At 73.8% G+C, this 19,201-nt stretch carries 17 protein-coding genes; 6 read left to right on the top strand and 11 right to left on the bottom strand.

All coding sequences use genetic code 11. The annotated features are described in order from the left end of the window. Positions 1 to 119 precede the first annotated feature (119 nt). The 3 genes from ACGF0J_RS34090 to ACGF0J_RS34080 all read right to left on the bottom strand — a co-directional run bounded on the left by ACGF0J_RS34090 (position 120) and on the right by ACGF0J_RS34080 (position 3,352). Positions 120 to 965: a sirohydrochlorin chelatase gene (locus ACGF0J_RS34090; protein WP_393152656.1), complete on the bottom strand. Its 846-nt coding sequence runs from the start codon at positions 963 to 965 to the stop codon at positions 120 to 122. A gap of 66 nt (positions 966 to 1,031) precedes the next feature. Further along, entirely contained in the window at positions 1,032 to 2,207 is a 1,176-nt protein-coding gene (locus ACGF0J_RS34085) for a precorrin-6Y C5,15-methyltransferase (decarboxylating) subunit CbiT (RefSeq protein WP_393152654.1), read from the bottom strand. Between the two features lie 65 nt (positions 2,208 to 2,272). Then, positions 2,273 to 3,352 carry a GNAT family N-acetyltransferase gene (locus tag ACGF0J_RS34080; protein ID WP_393152652.1) on the bottom strand — a complete coding sequence of 360 codons (1,080 nt, stop codon included), beginning with the start codon at positions 3,350 to 3,352 and terminating at the stop codon, positions 2,273 to 2,275. A gap of 74 nt (positions 3,353 to 3,426) precedes the next feature. Here ACGF0J_RS34080 and ACGF0J_RS34075 point away from each other — a divergent pair, with 74 nt between their 5' ends. Together ACGF0J_RS34075 and ACGF0J_RS34070 are read left to right on the top strand one after the other, a co-directional pair. Beyond that, positions 3,427 to 3,837 (top strand): DUF2795 domain-containing protein, encoded by a 411-nt coding sequence (locus ACGF0J_RS34075; RefSeq protein ID WP_393152650.1) that lies wholly within the window; start codon positions 3,427 to 3,429, stop codon positions 3,835 to 3,837. Between the two features lie 3 nt (positions 3,838 to 3,840). Next, positions 3,841 to 4,854, top strand: a complete 1,014-nt coding sequence (locus tag ACGF0J_RS34070) for a Vms1/Ankzf1 family peptidyl-tRNA hydrolase (protein WP_393152648.1) — start codon at positions 3,841 to 3,843, stop codon at positions 4,852 to 4,854. On the opposite strand, the gene ACGF0J_RS34065 is transcribed toward ACGF0J_RS34070, so the two are convergent. From ACGF0J_RS34065 to ACGF0J_RS34055, 3 genes are read right to left on the bottom strand one after another with little or no spacing between them, the layout of a single operon-like run. Then, positions 4,844 to 5,428 carry a lactate utilization protein C gene (locus ACGF0J_RS34065; protein WP_393152646.1) on the bottom strand — a complete coding sequence of 195 codons (585 nt, stop codon included), beginning with the start codon at positions 5,426 to 5,428 and terminating at the stop codon, positions 4,844 to 4,846. The two genes, ACGF0J_RS34070 and ACGF0J_RS34065, sit on opposite strands and share 11 nt — an antisense overlap. After that, positions 5,425 to 6,810: a lactate utilization protein B gene (locus tag ACGF0J_RS34060; RefSeq protein WP_393152644.1), complete on the bottom strand. Its 1,386-nt coding sequence runs from the start codon at positions 6,808 to 6,810 to the stop codon at positions 5,425 to 5,427. Before ACGF0J_RS34060 ends, ACGF0J_RS34065 begins: the two co-directional genes overlap by 4 nt. Next, on the bottom strand, positions 6,807 to 7,544 hold the full coding sequence (locus ACGF0J_RS34055) for a (Fe-S)-binding protein (protein WP_393152642.1): 738 nt from the start codon (positions 7,542 to 7,544) through the stop codon (positions 6,807 to 6,809). Before ACGF0J_RS34055 ends, ACGF0J_RS34060 begins: the two co-directional genes overlap by 4 nt. Positions 7,545 to 7,624: 80 nt before the next feature. Between ACGF0J_RS34055 and ACGF0J_RS34050 the strand changes: the two genes are divergently transcribed. After that, positions 7,625 to 8,329, top strand: coding sequence for a FadR/GntR family transcriptional regulator (locus ACGF0J_RS34050; RefSeq protein WP_393152640.1), 705 nt, complete (start codon positions 7,625 to 7,627; stop codon positions 8,327 to 8,329). 31 nt (positions 8,330 to 8,360) lie between these two features. Here ACGF0J_RS34050 and ACGF0J_RS34045 read toward each other — a convergent pair whose 3' ends face one another. Beyond that, positions 8,361 to 9,773: a sulfatase gene (locus ACGF0J_RS34045; protein ID WP_393152638.1), complete on the bottom strand. Its 1,413-nt coding sequence runs from the start codon at positions 9,771 to 9,773 to the stop codon at positions 8,361 to 8,363. 111 nt (positions 9,774 to 9,884) lie between these two features. Here ACGF0J_RS34045 and ACGF0J_RS34040 point away from each other — a divergent pair, with 111 nt between their 5' ends. After that, positions 9,885 to 10,886, top strand: coding sequence for an LLM class F420-dependent oxidoreductase (locus ACGF0J_RS34040; protein WP_393152636.1), 1,002 nt, complete (start codon positions 9,885 to 9,887; stop codon positions 10,884 to 10,886). Between the two features lie 6 nt (positions 10,887 to 10,892). Here ACGF0J_RS34040 and ACGF0J_RS34035 read toward each other — a convergent pair whose 3' ends face one another. Next, a complete protein-coding gene (locus ACGF0J_RS34035; protein WP_393152634.1) occupies positions 10,893 to 12,863 on the bottom strand; it encodes an FtsX-like permease family protein in 1,971 nt (656 codons plus the stop codon). Continuing rightward, positions 12,860 to 13,537 (bottom strand): ABC transporter ATP-binding protein, encoded by a 678-nt coding sequence (locus tag ACGF0J_RS34030; protein WP_393152632.1) that lies wholly within the window; start codon positions 13,535 to 13,537, stop codon positions 12,860 to 12,862. Before ACGF0J_RS34030 ends, ACGF0J_RS34035 begins: the two co-directional genes overlap by 4 nt. Before the next feature lie 90 nt (positions 13,538 to 13,627). Here ACGF0J_RS34030 and ACGF0J_RS34025 point away from each other — a divergent pair, with 90 nt between their 5' ends. Beyond that, positions 13,628 to 14,275, top strand: a complete 648-nt coding sequence (locus tag ACGF0J_RS34025) for a response regulator (RefSeq protein WP_393152630.1) — start codon at positions 13,628 to 13,630, stop codon at positions 14,273 to 14,275. A gap of 67 nt (positions 14,276 to 14,342) precedes the next feature. Then, complete coding sequence (locus ACGF0J_RS34020; RefSeq protein WP_393152628.1) at positions 14,343 to 15,026, top strand: DUF4328 domain-containing protein; 684 nt, start codon at positions 14,343 to 14,345, stop codon at positions 15,024 to 15,026. A gap of 63 nt (positions 15,027 to 15,089) precedes the next feature. Here ACGF0J_RS34020 and ACGF0J_RS34015 read toward each other — a convergent pair whose 3' ends face one another. Further along, complete coding sequence (locus tag ACGF0J_RS34015; RefSeq protein WP_393152626.1) at positions 15,090 to 18,899, bottom strand: DNA polymerase III subunit alpha; 3,810 nt, start codon at positions 18,897 to 18,899, stop codon at positions 15,090 to 15,092. Then, positions 18,899 to 19,165, bottom strand: coding sequence for a DUF6504 family protein (locus ACGF0J_RS34010; protein ID WP_393152624.1), 267 nt, complete (start codon positions 19,163 to 19,165; stop codon positions 18,899 to 18,901). The genes ACGF0J_RS34015 and ACGF0J_RS34010 overlap by 1 nt, the downstream gene beginning before the upstream one ends. Between the last annotated feature and the right edge of the window lie 36 nt (positions 19,166 to 19,201).

Below are 19,201 nucleotides of genomic sequence, written 5' to 3'. Positions count from 1 at the left end.
CGGACCCGAACAGCGACGGGCACCCACGTGGACGGACGACCGGACTTCAGGGACACATCCCGGCAGGCCGGGCATGGGCCGGGGCGGCCCACGAGGGAGCATGCCAGGCCGCGCCCGGCTCAGGGGACCAGTTGGAGCGCTTCCTCATAACGGTCGATCACGACGTCGGCGAGGGTCTCGCAGTCGCCGATCACCTCGGCGCAGCGGATGTCGAGCTCGGGGTGCCCGGCGCCGTACGCCAGGGCCTGCGCCCACACCCGTTCGAGCACGCCCCCCGCGAACAGCAGGTACGGCACCACGATGACGCGCTTGGCGCCGAGCCGCCGGCAGCGTTCGAGCCCTCCGGGCACGCCGGGCGGGGTGACGGACACGAAGGCCGTCTCGACCGTCATGAAGTCGTAGGCGTGCGTCTCCCAGAACAGCCGGGAAACGCGGTGGATCTCGGCGTTGGCCGCCGGGTCGGTGGAGCCCTCCCCGACGAGCACGACGGCGGTCTCTCCCGGCTCGACGTGGCCGGGCAGCAGGTCGGCGACGCCCGCCTCGACGGCGCGCAGCCGGGGCCGGCCGCCGACCATCTCCAGGGGGCGCAGCCGGGGCATCTCGGTGGCGGCGTCGTTGAGCCGCTCGGCCAGCAGCGCGAGCACGCGCGGGTCGGGCCCGAGGGGCCGGCCGTAGTCGTACATCAGCGTGGGGTGGCGCACCTGCTCGCGCTCCATGGCGGCGGGGTACTCCTCTCCCACGCGGCTCAGGCTCAGGGGGAGCGCGACGAGGCGGTGGTGCCCGCGGGCCACCAGGGACGCGACGGAGTCGCTCAACCGCGGCGTCGCCCGTTCGAGGTAGCCACCGGACACGTCGGCGGCCTTCTGGTCGAGCCGGCAGCGGAGCCGGTGGACGAACCTGCCGAACTCCGCCGAGTCGGCGTCATCGTTCGAGCCCTGCCCGATCAGCAGGAGCGGCGGCTTCATCGAGACTTTCTCCGGTGGTAGACAAAGACACGCGAGGATATCCGATGCGCGGCGGTGAGGGACAGGTCACGCTGGGTGCGCCGGCACCGCGTGCACCACGAAGAGGGGGTCGGACGCGGCCAGCCCGTGCGAGCCGTCGGGCCGCACGGTCAGCCGGGAGGCGAGGATCTGGGTGCCTTCGGCGCGGTAGCCGTGCTCGCGCAGCCGGTCGAGCACGGCGGGCACCCGTTCGAGGGTCTTGACCACGCACACCAGCGAGCGGGGGCCGCGGGCGGCGCAGGCCACGATCACGTCCGGGCCGCCGCCGCCCACGTAGACGGCGTCGGGGTCGGGCAGGGGTTCGAGGGCGGGCGGGGCCTGACCGCGGGTGAGCGCCACCTTGACGCCGTGGTCGAGCACGGCCGCGCGGATGCGGGCGCAGGAGGGTTCGTCGCGTTCGACGGCGACGACGGCGGCGCCGAGCCGGGCGCATTCGACGGCGATCTCGCCGGTGCCGGAGCCGACGTCCCACACCAGGTCGCCGAGCCGGGGCCCCAGCTTGGCCAGGACGTACGCCCTGACCTCGGGCGGGATGCGCCCGGCGGCCGGCAGCGCCCACTCGGCCGGGCCGGGCTGGGCGCCCGCGACCCAGCCGGGCGGCGCGCCCTTGTGCAGCGGGTCGACGACGAGCACCACGTCGGGGTCCTTCCATGGGCGGGTGGTGGCCTCGCCCATCCGGCTGTGGGTGACGCGCTGGTCGGGGCCGCCGAGGTCCTCGCAGACGATGAGGGCGCGCGGGGTGGTGGGGGCCAGCTCGCGGGCGATCTCGGCCGGGCCGACGCCGGGGGTGACGAGGAGCGCCACTTTGGGGTGCGCGCGGCAGGCGTTGACGACCCGGCGGAGCTGGTGGGGACCGGAGGGGGCGACGACGAGGGCGTCCTCCCAGTTGAGCCCGGCACAGGCGAAGGCGCGGGTGACGAGCGAGGCGGCGGGCAGCACCTCGGGGTGGAGGCCGTGCGCGCGCAGCTCGCGCACCGCGCCGAAGAAGCCGGGGTCGCCCTCGGCGACCACGACAACGGGGCCTTCGCCGTGTTCGGCGTGGTGGTCGAGGGTGGCGAGCAGCCTCTCGTCGGTGGCGGTCGCGGCGGTGAGTCTGAGCCGGCCGACGACGGCGTCGGGCCCGATGACGAGCGCCGCCTCGCGCAGCCGGTCGACCGCCCCGGCCGACAGCTCTGATCCGTCCCAGCCGACCACCGTGATCATGACGCCTCACCGCCTTCACCACCAAGGGTGACCGTTCCGGCGGCGATTCACCAGACGCGCCGGAGCTACAGCAGGTCGCCCGGGAGGAGGCTGTAGACGACGAGGTCCTCCCCGCGCAGGGCGTGGCGCGCGACGCCCTCGCGGGTGAAGCCGGCCTTCTCGGCGACCCGCTGCGAGGCGGGGTTGGAGACGGCGGCCCGCAGCACCAGCCGCCGGAACACCAGCGTGCCGAACAGCCATCGGGCTACGGCGAGCACCGCCTCGCCCGCGTAGCCGCGGCCGCGCGCCCACGGCGCGGTCATGTAGCCGACCTCTGCCGCGCGGTTGGCCCAGTCGATGTCGCGCAGGTCCACGTTGACCAGGAAGCGGCCGTCGGCCGGCGCCACGCCGGCCCACGCGATGCCCTGTCCTTGGACGCGCATCCGCTCGGTGGCGGTGACGAAGGCGCGGGCGTGGTCCTCGCTGTAGCCGCGCGGCACGCCGGTGTGGGCCTGCGTGACGGGGTCGGCGGCGGTGGCGGCCAGGTCGGGCACGTCCCGCTCGCTGAGCGGGCGCAGCAGCAGCCGGTCGCTGCGCAGCTCGACGCGGGGCAGGGTGTCGGCGGGGGTGCGGTCGTCGCCGCGCAGCAGGCCGAGGACGACCAGGTCGTGTGGGCCGTCGTCGTCCAGGGTGGCCTCGCGCAGCACGCCTTCCCAGGTGAAGCCGGCCTTCTGCGCGACGCGGAGCGAGGCGAGGTTGTCGAGACTGGCGGTCAGGTCGATCCGGCGCAGGTCGGTCGCGGCGAAGACCCAGTCGACCAGCCCGCGCACGGCCTCGGTGGCGTAGCCGCGGCCCCGGTGCAGGGGGTGCACGCCGTAGCCGACCTCGGTGGTGCCGGCGCCCCAGGAGGTCTTGAAGAGACTGACGGCGCCGACGATGAGGCCGTCGGCGTCGGTCATCGCGAGGTGGACGCCCTGGCCGGAGCTCTGCAGCTCGTGCACGCCGGTGGACAGCCAGTGGGGCACCCCGGCCGGATGGGCGGGCGCTCCGGGCGGCAGGAACGCCGTGCCCGACTCGACGATGGACCTGACCCGCGCCTCGTCATCCGGGCGGAAAGGCCGCAGCAGGAGCCTTCCGGTGATGACCGTCACATCAGGATCGAACACGTCGGCAGCGTACACAGCGGCGATGTTTGCCGGGAAAAGCGGGGGTAGGGGCGCGAGGGAGAGGAGTGGAAACCATGGAGCGAGGAAGCGCCAAGCACACCCGCCGGGTCGACGAGCAGCAGAAGCACGAGACGGAGGGGATGGTCCGGGGCGGCGGCCCGACCCATGCGGAGGAGTGGAAGGAGCCGGAGCCGATGCCTCTCCCCGGCGAGGAGGACACCACCCGCGCCTACGCCCCCGGACACGAGCCCGGCACGCCGGAGGGCATCACGCAGGAGGGCGTGGACCGCCGCAGCGAGCTGGCCAAGTGGCTGAGCGACGCCGACTTCCCGGCGACCAGGGCGGACCTGCTGCGCCATGTGGACCGTTCCGGCACGCCCGACGCCGTCGCGGACCTGCTCCGGTCGCTGCCCGACGAGCGCTTCGTGAACGTGGCGGCGGTGGCGCAGGCGCTGGGGCTGGGCAAGGAGAGGCGGAGGTGGTGACTCGTGCGGCTCGACTTCATCAGGCCGCTGTACGAGCGCCGGGGGCCGTACGCGTCGGCCTACCTCGGCGCGTTCACCGAGGCTGACCGGGAGTCCCGCTGGCGCGCCGTCCGGGACCGGCTGGGGGACGCGGATCCGGCGACGGTCGAGGCCCTGCGGGAGCGGGCCGCGCGGCCGGCGGCGGGTCAGGCTGTCTTCGCCACGCACGGCGACGTGGTGCTGGTGGAGGAGTTCGCCGAGCCGCCGGCGGCCGAGCTGGCCGTGTGGGCGCCGCTGCCGCACGTGACGCCCATGCTGATGCGGCGTGGCGAGAACGTGCCGCATCTGCGGGTCATCGTGGACCACGCGGGGGCGGAGCTGACCGCGTTCGGCGGCGGCTCGCCGCGCACGGCCACCGTGCGGGCCGAGTCGTGGCCGCTGCAGAAGACCGCGCAGGGCGGCTGGTCGCAGCGCCGCTACGAGAACGCCGTGGAGGAGACCTGGGACAGGAACGCCGCGCGCGTCGCCGAGGAGGTCGACGAGCAGGTGCGGCGGCTCGGCGCCGAGCTGGTCATCGTGGCGGGCGAGCCGAGGTCACGTTCGATGCTCTGCGACCACCTCGGCACGAAGGCGTCGGACCGGGTGAAGATGGTGGAGCACGGCAGCCGCTCGGATCACGGCCGGTTCGAGCGGGACGTGGAGCGGGCGCTCGACGAGTGGCTGGACGGCCGGCGTGCCGAACTGCTCGACCGGCACCGCGAGGCGTCCGGCCCCGTCGGGCGGGGGCCGGTGTTCCACGCGCTGCGCGAGGGCCGGGTGCACGCCGTGCTCTCACCGGGTGAGCTGCCGGAACCGGTGTGGGTGGGCGAGGGCGGCACCCAGCTCGCGACCGACGCCGAGGAGCTGCGCCGGTGGGGCGTGGAGGACCCGGTCCAGGACCGGGCCGACTCGGCGCTGGCCAGGGCCGCGGCGATGACGGACGCGGAGCTGTGGTTCACCGACCAGGTGCCGGACGTGGCGGCCGTCATCAGGTACTGATGATCACCTCCAGGGTGCGGGGGCCGTGGACGCCCTCCACCCTGTTGAGCTCGATGTCGCTCGTCGCTGAGGGGCCGCTGATCCAGGTGAGGGGGCGGGCCGGGTCGAGCCTGGCGACCGCCTCGGGCACCCCTCCGACGACCTGGCCGGCCCGCACCACGCACAGGTGGTAGTCGGGTACGAGGGTCTGCTCCCTGGTGCCCTGGCCGGGGCCGGTGTCGAGGACGATCGTGCCGGTCTCGGCGATCGCGACGGCGCACCCGGTGAGCACGCCGTCGGCCGAGCGCGGGTCCACGTCCGGGGCGGGGTCGGCCCACTCGGCGGGCAGCCCGTCGGGGACGATCATGCGGCGGCCCGCCACCAGCTCGGCCACCTTGGCGGGCACGCCGGCGGCGGGCAGCACGTGCACGATGGCGCGGTAGTCGCGCACCCGTTCGGCGAACAGTTCCACCAGGTCGGGCACGTCCGTCGTGGTGCGGTAGCCGCGCGGGACCTCCACCTCGGGGGCGCCCTGGACGGCGCGCCTGATCCGGTCGAGGATCTCCTCGCGGGCGGCGCCGTGTCTCGTGCTCACCCTTCTTGCTCCCACCAGTCTCTGAAGGATTCCTCCGGGATCTCGGGCAGGTCCCGGGTGTCGGTCCACGCCGACAGGGGGCCGGGCAGCCGTTTGGGCGCCAGCCGGCGCAGGCGGACGGCCGCGCGCTGCACCCTGGCCAGGCGGGCCTGGTCGTCGAGTATCCAGCCGGCCACCCGCATGCCGGCGCGTTCGGCGGCCCCGTGCGGCGCCTTGGCGCGCAGGTCCACCAGCACCTCGGGGATGTCGATGGCGACCGGACACACGTCGTAGCAGGCGCCGCACAGGCTGGAGGCGTACGGCAGGGAGGCGTCGAGTTTCGAGGACATGCCGCGCAGTTGCGGGGTGAGGATGGCGCCGATCGGGCCGGGATAGACGGAGCCGTAGGCGTGGCCGCCGGCCCGTTCGTAGACGGGGCAGACGTTCAGGCAGGCGGAGCAGCGGATGCAGCGCAGCGCCTGGCGGCCCACCTCGTCGGCGAGGACGTCGGTGCGGCCGTTGTCGAGCAGCACGAGGTGGAATTCCTGGCCCTCGGCGGAGCCGGTCCACGTGCTCGTGTAGGGGTTCATCCGCTCGCCGGTGGAGCTCCTGGGCAGCAGTTGCAGGAACACCTCCAGGTCGCGCCAGGTGGGCAGCAGCTTCTCGATGCCGACGACGCTGATCAGGGTCTCGGGCAGCGTGAGGCACATGCGGCCGTTGCCCTCGGATTCCAGCACGACCAGGGTGCCCGTTTCGGCGATCATGAAGTTGGCGCCGGAGACGGCGACCTTGCTGCGCAGGAACCGTTCGCGCAGGTGCAGCCGGGCGGCCTCGGCCAGGGCGGCGGGCTCGTCGGTGAGGCCGGGCGGCGCGTCGCCCATCTTGTCGAGGAAGATCTCGCGGATCTCGGCCCGGTTGCGGTGGATGGCGGGCACCAGGATGTGGCTGGGGAAGTCGTCGCCGAGCTGGACGATCAGCTCGGCGAGGTCGGTCTCGTAGGCGGTGATGCCTTCGGCGGCCAGCGCCTCGTTGAGGCCGATCTCCTGGGTGGCCATCGACTTGACCTTGACGACCTCGGTCTCGCCGGTGGCCTTGACCAGGTCGGCGACGATGCGGTTGGCCTCGGCCGCGTCCCTGGCCCAGTGGACGTGGCCGCCCGCCCGGGTGACGGCCTCCTCCATCTGGAGGAGGTAGCGGTCGAGGTGGCGGAGCGTCTCGTCCTTGATCGCCTTGCCGGCGGCGCGCAGCTCCCGCCAGTCGGGCAGCTCGTCCACGACCGCGGCGCGCTTGCCGCGGATGGTGTGGGTGGCCTTGCGCAGGTTGTAGCGGAGCTGGGAGTCCTGGACGGCCCGGGCGGCGTTCGCGGGGAAGTCACCGGGCATGCCGAGGAAGGTGGAGCTCATGACGGGGTCTCCTGGTCGGTGGCGGCGAGGATCTCGGCCAGGTGCATCACCCGGACGCCGGTCCGCTGCCGGGAGAGCGTGCCGCCGATGTGCATGAGGCAGGAGTTGTCGGCCGCGCAGAGCACCTCGGCGCCGGTGTCGAGGACGTTGCGGACCTTGTCGGCGCCCATGGCGGCGGAGACGGCGGGGTTCTTGACGGCGAACGTGCCGCCGAAGCCGCAGCACTCCTGCGCCGCCGGCAGGGGGACGAGTTCGAGGCCGCGGACCTTCTCCAGCAGGCGGGTGGGCCGGTCGCCGAGGTGCAGCCCGCGCAGCGAATGGCACGTGGGGTGATATGTCACCCGGTGCGGGAAATATGCGCCGACGTCGTCCACCTTGAGCACGTCCACCAGGAACTCCGACAGCTCGTGGACCCGCGGCGCCACCTCCGCGACGGCCACGGCGCCCCTGCTCCCCGGCCGGACCAGCTTGGGGTACTGCTCACGCACCATCGCGGCGCACGACCCCGACGGGGCCACGACGGCGTCGTACCCGGCGAACACCTCGGTGAAGTGGCGCGCGAGCCGGACACCCTCGTCGCGGTAGCCCGTGTTGACGTGCATCTGCCCGCAGCACGTCTGGGCGGCCGGGAAGTCGACGTCGCAGCCCAGCCTGCGCAGGAGCGACACGACGGCCTTGCCCGTGCCGGGGAAGAGCGTGTCGTTCACGCAGGTGATGAACAGGGCGACTCGCACGACTCTCCTTCCGAGAGGTTCTGGCGTATGGTCGGACCACAGTATGGTCAGACCATAGCAAACCACCAGAGGGGGCCCTGTTGACCGGCTGGCAGCCCGTCAAGAAGACACGGACGTTCGAGGACGTCCTGGCCCAGATCGAGCATCGCATCGGCGCGGACGGGCTGACAGCCGGCGACCGGCTGCCCCACGAACGGCAACTCGCCGAACAACTCGGCGTGAGCCGCTCGTCGGTGCGCGAGGCCATGCGGGTGCTGGAGACGCTCGGCGTGGTGTCGTCGCAGGTGGGACGCGGCCCGGACGCCGGCGCGGTGCTGGTCTCCCGGCCCGACAGCGCGCTGACGGACCTGCTGCGGCTGCACCTCGGCCTGGCCGCGCTGGAGCCGCGCGAGGTGATCGACACCCGGCTGATGATCGAGCGCTGGGCGGCGGCGCGGGCGGCCACGAACCGGCCCGACACCTCCGGGCTGGCCGCGGCCGTCGAAGGCATGGACCGGGCGCGCTCGCCCGAGGAGTTCGTGGAGCACGACACCGCCTTCCACTGCGCGCTCGCCGAGGCGTCGGGCAACCGGCTGCTCGCCGCGTTCATGCGCTCGCTGCGCGACTCGCTCGGCAGGTACGCCGTGGAGGCGGTCGTGCGACTGGGCAACACCGCCGGACTGCAGGAGGACCACCGGCGCATCCTGCGTGCCGTGCGCGACGGAGACCCCGACGACGCGGTCCGCGCGGTGACGGCCCACCTGGGCCGCGCCTACCCCGCGCTGCTGCCCGGCCTGCCGGACTGAGGTCAGCCGCCGCCGGCATCGGCGACTGAGCTCAGCCGCCGCCCGCGTCGGCGTCGCGGCAGGTGGCGCCCGAGCAGGCGACCATGGCCCGCAGCCGCGCGTCGAGGTCGCGCAGCAGCGCCGGGTCGGCGATGCGGATCAGGTTGTGCAGCTGGTAGGGGTCGTTCGTCAGGTCGTAGAGCTGCATCTCGCCCGTGGAGTACTTGACGTAGGTGTGGGTCGCGGTGCGCAGCGCGTGGTAGGGCGGCACCGGAGTCTGCGCGGCGGACGCCTGGTCGGCGGGCCTGGCGAACTCGACGAGCACGTTGCGCCGCCACTGCGCCGGCCGCTGCCCGCGCAGCAGCGGCACCAGCGACCGGCCCTCGGCGAACGGCGCCGCCTGCCCCCCGCCCAGCTCGGTGAACGTGGGCGCGATGTCCACCGTCGAGGCCAGGTCGCCGACGACCGAGCCCGGCCGCACGCCCGGCCCGCGCACCACGAACGGCACCTTGATGGACTCCTCGAACGGAGTGGTCTTGCCCTGCTTGAGCCGGTGGGTGCCGAGGTGGAAACCGTTGTCGGAGGTGAAGACGACGTAGGTGTCGTCGAGCTTGCCGCTCCGGGCGAGGGTGTCGACCACGGTGCCGACCAGGTCGTCCACTCCCAGCATGGAGCGCATCCGGCTGCGGTATCGCTCGTCTATCCGGGCGATCTGGCCGTCGGTCAGCGGGGGCGTCTCGCGCAGCCAGGCGGGCTCTCCGCTGACGTCGGGCTGGTTGAACGACGGCGGCCGGGGCGCCTCGTCCAGGACGAACTCGTCCATGTGCCGGATCGCGGGGTTGGCCGGATTGTGCGGGCCGACCGGCGCGAGGTAGAGGAAGAACGGCTCGGTGCTGGTGGTGATGAAGTCGGCGGCCTTGCGGGCCAGCACGTCGGAGAGATAGTCCTCCTCGGCCCAGCCGTAGTCGACCAGGTCGCCGTTCTCGTTCAGCCGGTAGCCGTACTCGTGGTAGAGCCGGCGCACGGGCACGGCCCAGTCGTTCCAGCCGGGCGGCACGTACTCGGGGGCGGCGCTCGCGCCGGGGTAGTGGTTGAGGTACTTGCCCATCAGCCCGGTGCGGTATCCGGCCTGCTGCATCCACAACCCCAAGGTGGAACGTTCCAGACCTGTGGCGAAGAACCGGTCGAAACCCCCCTCGGGCGCGGTGTTGGTGAGCACCCGGTGGCTGTGCACGTACTGCGAGCGCAAGATCGACGCGCGGGAGGGGCAGCACCAGGAGTTCGTCACGAAGAAGTGGTCGAACGTGGCGCCCTGCCGCACCAGGTGCCGGGTGATGTTGGGGAAGCGGGCCAGGTGTCCGCTGTCGAGATCGTCGGCCAGCACCATGATGATGTTGGGCTTGGACGAGCGTGACACCCCGGTCGCGACCGTGGGCTCGGCCGCCGTCAAGAGCAGCAGCGCCACGCAGAGGATTCGGCACAGACCTTTGACCACGGGTTTTCATCTCCCCGGAGGATCTTGCATTGACACCCCGGTCCGTCCCGGCGGTAATAGAACTACATTCCGGAGGTGTCGATGAAGCTCGGTTTGAATCTCGGCTACTGGCAGCGGCACGCCGACGACGCGACCGAGACGGTGCTGACCGCCGAACGGCTCGGCTACGACTCGGTGTGGACCGCGGAGGCCTACGGCAGCGACGCCTTCACGCCGCTCGCGTGGTACGGCGCGCGGACCTCACGCATCAAGCTTGGCACATCGGTCGTCCAGCTCTCGGCCCGCACCCCCGCCGCCACCGCGATGACCGCGATGACGCTCGACCACCTCACGGGCGGGCGGCTGCTGCTCGGCGTGGGCGCCTCCGGCCCGCAGGTCGTCGAGGGCTGGTACGGCCGGCCGTTCGCCAGGCCGCTGGCCAGGACGCGCGAGTACGTCGAGATCATGCGCAAGGTGTGGCGCCGCGAGGAGCCGGTGACCAGCGACGGCCCGCACTACCCGCTCCCCCTGCCCGGCGGCCTGGGCAAGCCGCTGAAGCTGATCACCCACCCGCTGCGCCCGGACATCCCCGTCTACCTCGGCGCGGAGGGCCCGAAGAACGTCGCCCTGGCCGCCGAGATCGGCCAGGGCTGGCTGCCGCTGTTCGCCTTCCCCGGCAAGATCCAGGAGATGTACGGCGACGCGCTCGCGGGCCGGGCACCGGACTTCGACATCGCCGCCATGGTCATGGTCGTCATCTCCGACGACGTCAAGGCCGCGCTGAACGGCGTCAAGATGATGCTCACCCTCTACATCGGCGGCATGGGGGCACGGCAGCGCAACTTCCACGCCGACATCATCGGCCGGATGGGCTACGCCGAGGCCGCCGAGCGCATCCAGGCGCTCTACCTGGAGGGCCGCCGGGACGAGGCGTTCCACGCGATCCCGGACGAGCTGGCCGACGGCATCTCGCTCGTCGGCCCGCCCGGCCGGATCAAGGAGCGCCTGGAGCTGTGGCGTGCCTCCCCCGTCACGTCCCTCCTGGTCATGGGCCCGCGCGACGAGGAGTCGCTGACCGTCGTCCGCGACCTGGTGCTGGGCTGACGGGCGCTAGTCGGGCCGCGGCGCCGGATCGGCGGTCACCGACCGCAGCAGCGGCCTGCTCAGCGCCCCCGCGCCGACCACGCCGGCGAACCCCGCCACGACGCACACCCCCAGCGTCACCAGACCCGACACGTTCACCGAGGTGACCATGAAGGGCAGGCCGCAGAACGCGCCGACGACGATCGCGCCGCCGCCCATGACGGTCAGCGGGACGAGCGTCTCGGCCCGGCGGGCCCGGTCGAGCACCTCCAGCGGCGTGCCCGCCAGCCGCAGCAGCCCGTAGGTCTGCCGCCGGTCGAGGACCGACGAGGCGGCGGTGATGCCCGCGCTGGCGATGGCCACCAGGAAGGACACCGAGAGCACCACGACGGTGCCCGTGCCGATGTCGGCGAGGATCTGCGTGCCGAAGCGCTCCTCGTCGACGCCCGTCGTCGGCGTGCGGCCGGGCACGATCCCGGCCAGCGCCGTGCGCGCCCGGTCCACGACCTGCTCCCCCGCCCCGGCGCCGAGGGCGGCGACGACCGTGTCCTTCACCGGCTCGACCGTGGCCGGCACGCCCGCCCGCTCCAGCCGCAGCCGCGCCTGCTCCGCCACGGCGGCCGCCCGGCCCGCCGGCGCGTGCACCCGGAGCTGGTCGGCGGACGCGTCGCTGGTGAACGCGCCGGGGCTGAGCAGGCCCAGGAACCCGGCGACGAACCCCGTCAGGGCGACGCCGCTCACCGTGCGCCAGGCCGAGCGTGGGTCGTCCACCAGCCGCCGACCGGCCAGCAGCCGGGCCGGCGAGCGCGCCGAGGCGGCGGTGATCCGGCCGATGAGGCCCACCACCCACGGGCCGACCAGGTTGACGCACAGGAACGCCAGCCCGATCACCACCGCGATGATCGACGCGCTGGTCCCCTGGGTGAGCGTGGGAACCACGGCCAGCACCGCGAGCAGCGCGACGACCCTGACGGCGCGCAGGGCGGGCGGGGTCTCCCGCTTGGCCACCCCGAGCGGGCTGACCACGACCCGGCGCAGCCCCGCCACGGCCGACAGGCCCACCAGCAGCGGCACCGCCACCAGAACCCCGGCCAGGACCAGCGGGTGCGGCCACAGATCGGGGACGAACCACGGGCCGCCCCCGATCTCGATGCGGGTCAGGAGCGGCACGGCCAGCGCGTACGCGCCCGTGCCGGCCAGCGCCCCGGCGAACGCGACGATCATCGCCTCGGCCACGGTCATGCCGACCACCTGGCCCGGCGTCGCGCCGACCAGCCGTAGCGCGGCCAGCCGCTGGTCCCTGCGCGCCACGGTGAGCCGGGCCGCCGCGCCCCCGAACACCAGCAGCGGCACGACCATGAGCACGCCGGCGATGAGCGCCAGCACCTGGTAACCCTCCGAGTCCTCGGTGGGCTCCCCGACGAACGAGGCGATCTCGACCGGGGTGGAGCCGACGATCCAGTCGTCCGCGCGCTCGGCGGTCATCACGGGCGCGTCCGGCCGGTGGCCCACCACGGCGACCAGCTCGTCCGGGTGGATCAGCGCCTCGTCGCCGAGCACGCCGGCCGGCGCGGGGAAGCGCTTGGCGAGTTGGTCGGCGGGCAGCCGCCGGGCCAGCTCGTGCAGGGCGGGCGAGAACCACGCCTCGCCGGGCGCGGGGAAGCGCGGCATCCCGGGCGGCGCGGGCGCCCCGGTGCCGAGTGCGGCCAGGTCCACGACCGTGATCTGCGCACCGCGTACGTGGTCGTGCCGCCTGGCCTCCACCGCCACGGCCCTGCCCGCCGTGCCCTCGGCGGCGGGGGGACCCTGCTGGGCCGTCGCCGCGACCGGGTTGCGCCACGCGCTGCGGTCGGCACGGGCGGCGAAGGCGAAGTTGGCGGCGACCGCGAACAGCAGCAGCGCCGTGGACACCGCGACGGCCCCCAGCGTGAGCGAGGTGCCGAGCATGCCCTTGCGCCCACCGCCTTTCAGCAGCCGCCAGGTGAGGGCGAGGTTCATGCCGCCAGCCCGGCGGTCAGCAGCCGTCCGTCGCGGACCTCCACCGTACGGTCGCACCACCCGGCCACGCCCGGGTCGTGGGTGACCACGATGAGGGAGGCGCCGTTGTGCTTGGTCGCCTCCACGAGCAGCCGCATCGTGTCGTGGCCGGTCGTCTGGTCGAGCGCGCCGGTCGGCTCGTCGGCGAAGACCACGGCGGGCTTGGTCACCAGCGCCCGCGCGATGGCGACCCGCTGCGCCTGGCCGCCGGACAGCTCGCCCGGCCGCCTGCCCTCCATGCCGCCGAGCCCGAGCGGCCCGAACCACTCACGTGCCCGCCGCACGGCCTCGGTCCTGGCGACACCGCCGAGCATGAGCGGCAGCGCCACGTTCTCCTCGGCGGGCAGCTCCGGCAGGAGCTGGCCGAACTGGAAGACGAAGCCGAACCGGGTGCGGCGCAGGGCGCTGCGCTGACGCTCGCGCATGGCGTCGATGCGCGAGCCGAGCAGGTGCACCTCCCCCGAGTCGGGCTTCATGATGCCGGCCAGGCAGTGGAGCAGCGTCGACTTGCCGGAGCCGCTCGGCCCCATGATGGCCACGGCCTCGCCGGCCCGGATCGCGATGTCCACGCCGTTCAGGGCCGTCGTCCGGCCGAATCTCTTGGTCAAAGCCCGTCCAGCGAGCACGTCGTTCATGCCGACGAGTCTCGCGGCGCGGGGGTGGGCGGCGGATCGGTCGTGCGTCCGGTTGCGCCTCGGCCGAACGGCCGATCCTAGAGTTGGGCCGTGACTATTCGCGTGCTCATCGCCGACGACCAGGAGCTCGTCCGCACCGGCTTCCAGATGATCCTGGACGCGCAACCCGACATGCAGGTCGTGGCGGCCGTCGCCGACGGCGCCGAGGCCGTGGCCGAGGCCAGACGGCTGCGGCCGGACGTGTGCCTGCTCGACATCCGGATGCCCAAGCTCGACGGGCTGGAGGTGACGCGGGCGCTGGCCGGTCCCGGCGTGGAGAATCCGCTGCGGGTGGTCATCGTCACCACCTTCGACCTGGACGAGTACGTCTACGGCGCGCTGCGGGCGGGAGCCACCGGTTTCCTGCTCAAGGACAGCGGGCCGACGCTGCTCATCGAGGCCGTCAAGGCGGCGGCGGACGGCGAGTCGCTGGTGTCGCCGTCGGTGACCGTCCGGCTGCTGCAGCACCTGGCCAAGCCGCGGCGGGTCGTGAGCGCGCCGAACGACCCGCTGACCGACCGGGAGCTCGACGTGGTGCGCCTGGTGGCCAGGGGGCGCACCAACCAGGAGGTGGCCGCGGAGCTGTTCGTCTCGCTGTCCACGGTGAAGACGCATCTCGGGAGCATCCAGGCCAAGCTCGGTGTCCGCAATCGGGTTGAAATCGCAGCTTGGGCGTGGGAATCCGGCGTGGTGAGCTGATTAACAACGAGGCCGGCGGGATAGAAGTTAAGCAGTACCCGGCGCAGGGCCCAGGGGGGAGAACGACGTGCGCTACGCCCAGCCGCCACCCACGAAGGCCGCCACCGCCGTCTACGTGACGCTCACCGCGCAGGTCCTCTCCCTGGGCGCGCTCGTGCTGTTCGAGCTGACCCGCGCCGACCGGCTGGCCGAGCAGCTCGCCGCGTTCGGCGGCCGGCCCAGCGGAGCCGACGCCGAGGCGGTGGTCGGCGCCGTGACGCTCTTCGCCGTGCTCATCATGCTGCTGGCCGGCACCACGATCGCCACCGCCGCCGCCTACACCACCTGGATCGTCCGCGCCCGGCAGGCCAACGACCGCACCGCCTCCCCCCGCCCGGTCGTCCTGGCCTGGATGCTGCCCGGCGTCAACCTGCTGGCGCCGGCGCTGCTGCTCGACGAGGTGTGGCGGGGCGCCCGGCCACCGGTCGAGCAGCGTCGCCGCTGGCGCGCGCTGCTGGCCGCCTGGTGGGTGAGCTGGCTGGTCATGGTGGCGATGGTCGCGGTCCGGCTGCCGCTCGACTCCTCCGGCGGTCTCACCGGGGCTGGGGTGCCGGAGCTGGTCGCGTTCGCGGTGTCGGCCGTGCTGTGCGCGGCGACCGTACGGACCGTCACCCGGGTCCAGTGTTCCCACGGCGCGGCCCTGCGCGTCGTGCCCCGCACGACGCAGATCCCGCCCGCCCCCGAGTCGGCGCCGATCGGCCAGGCCGGCTGAGCCCGCACGTGCCGTCCACCGCCCTCGCTGCGAGCTCGCTGCGGGCTCGCCCGCGGGTCGTGGTCAGGCGGCCGTGGGGCCGGAGCTGCCCGGGCTGGAGTGCCACAGCCGGCGCGGCGGCGCGGTGACGGGCGGGCCCACGTCGGAGTAGGGGGAGAGCCGGAACCCGTTGGCGTACTCGATCGGCCGCCCGCCGACCCCGCCGGCCACCTGCTCGCCCGAGGGGCGGGCGAGGACCTCCCGCACCGCCTCGATGCCGGCCGACCGCCACAGCGTGTCGAGCGCGGCGAGGTCCCAGCAGTCGACCGCGCGCAGCGTGACCGCCCGGACGCCGGTGCGCCGCACCACGCCCCGCGCCACCAGGAGCCACGCCCCGAACACCGTCGCCGCGCACCGGCCCTGCACCGACTCGAAGAACGTCAGGTCGACGGGCCCCGTCGAGTCGTCGAGGGTGGTGAAGATGATCCGCTGGCCGGACCGGATGGCCGGCGTCTGGGTGGCCACCTTGACCCCGGCGACCAGCACCTCGGCGCCGTTGCGCTGGGCCGGCAGATCTCTGGCCCGGACCACGCCGACGGCGTCGAGCAGCTCGGCGTGGAAGCTGATGACGTGGCGGCTGACGTCGATGCCGAGGATCTCCAGCTCGGCCTCGACCATCTCGGCCTCGGTCATCTCGGGCAGCTCGCCCGGCGGGATGTGCTCGCCGAACCCCAGCGGGAGCTGCACCGCCGGCGGTTCGGCGTGGGCCGGCCCGGACCCGGCAGGGCCCGGCCCGGCGGACCCGGCGGACCCGGCGGGGCCCGGCCCGGCGGGGCCCGCGGGCGGCGCGGGCGGCGCGGTGTAGCGCCTGGACCGCCGGGCGGTGCTGATGCCCGAGGTCGAGGCGCGTTCCAGGGCGCCCACCTGGGCCACCAGGTCACGGCGGGTCAGCCGGCCGGGACGCCAGCGCGGGCCGCCCGGGTGGAGGTCGTGCAGCGCGTCCAGCCCGCCCACCTGGACGATCCGCTCGGCGGTCGGCCGGGACGGGCGGGCCCGGTCCCAGAAGTCGGCGAGCGACGTGTACGGCCGGCCCGCGACCATCCGCTCGACCTCGGCCTCGCTCGCCCCCTTGACCGCCGAGAACGGCACCCGCAGGGCGTAGCCCCGGCCCAGCTCCTCGGGCCGGAACGCGAGCCGCCGCGCCGCACCGCCCTCCGGCACGCCTTCCCGCGCCTCGCCTTCCCGCGCCTCCTCTTCCCGCAGCTCCCCCAGCGCCCCGGCGGGGACCCGGACCCGCAGCGGGGGACGCGGCCCGAGCCGCTCGACCTGCCAGTCCTTGCCCGACTTGTTGACGTCGAGCGGCAGGATCGCCACCCCGCACTGCCGGGCCTCGTCGATGATGACGCGCTGGGGGTACATGCCGGGCTCGTGCGTGAGCACCCCGGCGAAGAACGCCGCCGCGTGGTGCCGTTTGAGCCAGGCCGACTGGTAGGTGGGCAGCGCGAACGCCGCGGCGTGCGCCTTGCAGAACCCGAACCCGCCGAACGCGTCGAGCACCTCCCAGGCCCGCTCCACGGTGGCGTCGTCGAACCCGTTGGCCCGGGCCAGCGGCACGAACGTCCGGCGCACCAGTTCCCGGCCCTCGGGTGTGCCGAGCGAGCGCCGCAGCATCTCGGCGAACGACAGGTCGCGGCCCGTCATCACCTCGATGACCTTGAGGACCTGCTCGTGGAAGACGACGACGCCGTGGGTCTCCTTCAGCGCGCCGTGCAGCCGCCGGTGCGGGTAGCGCGGCTCGCGCCAGCCGTGCCTGGCCTCCAGGTAGGGGGTGACCATGTCGGAGTTGACCGGGCCGGGCCTGAACAGCGAGATGTCCACGATGAGGTCGTGCATCGTGCGGGGTTCGAGCTTGGCGACGAGCTCGCGCTGGCCGGGCGACTCGATCTGGAAGCAGCCGAGCGTGCGGCCGGCGCAGATCATGTCGTAGGTCTCCTGGTCGTCGCGCGGCACGTACTGGACGGCCGGGTCGTCGCCGGCCTGCTCGTCCAGCGCGACCACGACGTCGTCCACCCGCTTGATCTCGCTCAGCGTGTGGGCCATGGCCGACTGCATCCGCACGCCCAGCACGTCGAGTTTGAGCAGCCCGGCCTCCTCGACGTCGTCCTTGTCGAACTGCGACATCGGGAACTCCAGCAGGCTGCGCTCCACCGGTGTGCGGTCGCGCAGGGTGGCGTTGCCGATCAGCACCCCGCACGGGTGGAGCGCGATGTGCCGGGGCAGTCCGTCGAGCTTCTCGGCCAGCCGGAACACCCGGTCGAGCCCCGCCTCGCCGAGCCGGCTGTCGCGCAGCTCCGGCAGGTCGCTCAGCGACGCGGTGATCTGCCTGGCCCTGATGTGCGGGAACGCCTTGGCGATGGCGTCGATCTCGTGCGGCGGCAGCCCCATCGCGCCGGCCACGTCGCGGATGGCGCTGCGCGCCCGGTAGGTCTCCATCATCGACACGCAGGCCACGCGCTCCTCGCCGTAACGGTCGAAGATGGCCCTGTAGCAGTCGAGCCGGCGCGCGGACTCGACGTCGACGTCGATGTCGGGCAGCCCGACGCGGCCCTCCGACAGGAAGCGCTCCATGAGCAGGCCGTGGTGGAGGGGGTTCACCTCGCCGATGCCGAGCAGGTAGGTGACCAGGCTGCCCGCCCCGGAACCGCGGATCGCGCAGCGGATGCCCATGCCGCGGATCATGTCGGTGATGCCGGACACGGCGACGAAGTAGCCGGACAGGCGCTTGCGCTCGATGATGTCCATCTCCGCCCGGAGGCGATCGCGGGCGTCGCGGGAGCGGGCCAGCCCGCGGGCGGCCATCCCGTCCTCGACGCGGCGGCGCAGCAGCGGCACCGGATCGGCGCCGATCTCGGGCAGGTGCAGGGCGGGCGGGTCGCCGCGCAGTGCGAGCAGCTCCAGCGGGTCGATCACGCACTGCTCGGCGATCCGGCGGGTGGTGCGCAGCAGCGTGGCCATCCGGCTCTCGTCGCCGCCGCAGATCCTGGCGGCCACCTGCAGCATGTCCTTGGAGCTCTTGAGATAGGCGTGCGAGGTGGTGCGGTCGAGATGGCGCGGGTGCAGCGGGACGAGCTGGCGGGCGGCGTCGAGCACGTCGCCCACCTGGTGGTCGGCCGGGTCGAGGTAGCGGACGGCGTTGGTGAGCACGGCGGGCACGCCGAGCGACTCGGCCAGGCCGAGCATGCGGGTGGCGGTGGTGGCCTCGCGGTAGCCGTACTGGTCGACCAGCTCGACCACCACGCCGGGCAGCAGGGAGCGCCAGCGGCCGAGCAGCGCCCTGGCCTGCTCGTCGCGGCGCTCGGCCACCGCCCGGCCCACGTCGGAGCGCGGGCCGAGCAGCACCATCAGCCCGCCGGAGCCGGGGGCGTCGTGCGCGGCCACCAGCTCGCGGGTCACCCGCGGCGCGCCGCGGTCGCCCGCCCGGTGGGCGGCCGTGACCAGCCGTGCCAGGCGCGACCAGCCGTGCGAGCGGGCCAGCACCGTGACCCGGTCCTCGGCGTCGGGCCCGGTCCTCGGCCGCGGCCCGCGCGGGCGGGGCTCCAGCACGGTGAAGCCGGGCAGCGTGTCGTCGCGCCCGTGGTCGAGGCCGGCCAGCGTGTCGTCGCGCCCGTGGTCGAGGCCGGCCAGCGCGAGGTCCACGCCGAAGACGGGGCCGATCCCGGCGTCCGCGCACGCCTGGGCGTGCTTGACCGCTCCGTACAGGCCGTCGCGGTCGGTCAGGGCCAGGATGTCCATGCCGTCGTCGGCCGCCCGGCGCGCCAGCGCCTGCGGGAAGGCCGTGCCGTAGCGCATCGAGTAGGCGGAGCACACGTTGAGGTGCGGGAACGGGGGCGCCATCAGTCCCACGCCCTCATGAGCAGCCAGCCGCCGCTGGCGGTGTCGAACCTCAGCTCGTACGAGCCGACCAGCCGCCCCGGAGCGGCCTCGACCCGCCAGAACCGGCGCTCGCCCGGGTCGCCCTCCCCGGTCCGCCACCACTCGCGCGCCACCACCCAGTGGTCGAGGACGCGGCGCACGAGGTAGAGGCGGTCACGCCAGACGAACTGGGACGGCTCCCCGTCCCTGGTCCACACCTCGATGGGGTCGCCATAGAGTCTGCTCAAGATGCTTCTCCCCGCGGCTCTCGTGCCTGTGCTGAG

Origin of the sequence: Nonomuraea sp. NPDC047897, assembly GCF_043204415.1 — a bacterium.
Lineage (GTDB): Bacteria > Actinomycetota > Actinomycetes > Streptosporangiales > Streptosporangiaceae > Nonomuraea.
The sequence above is the reverse complement of the archived record's forward strand: the minus strand, read 5'-3'. Positions and strand labels throughout refer to the sequence as shown.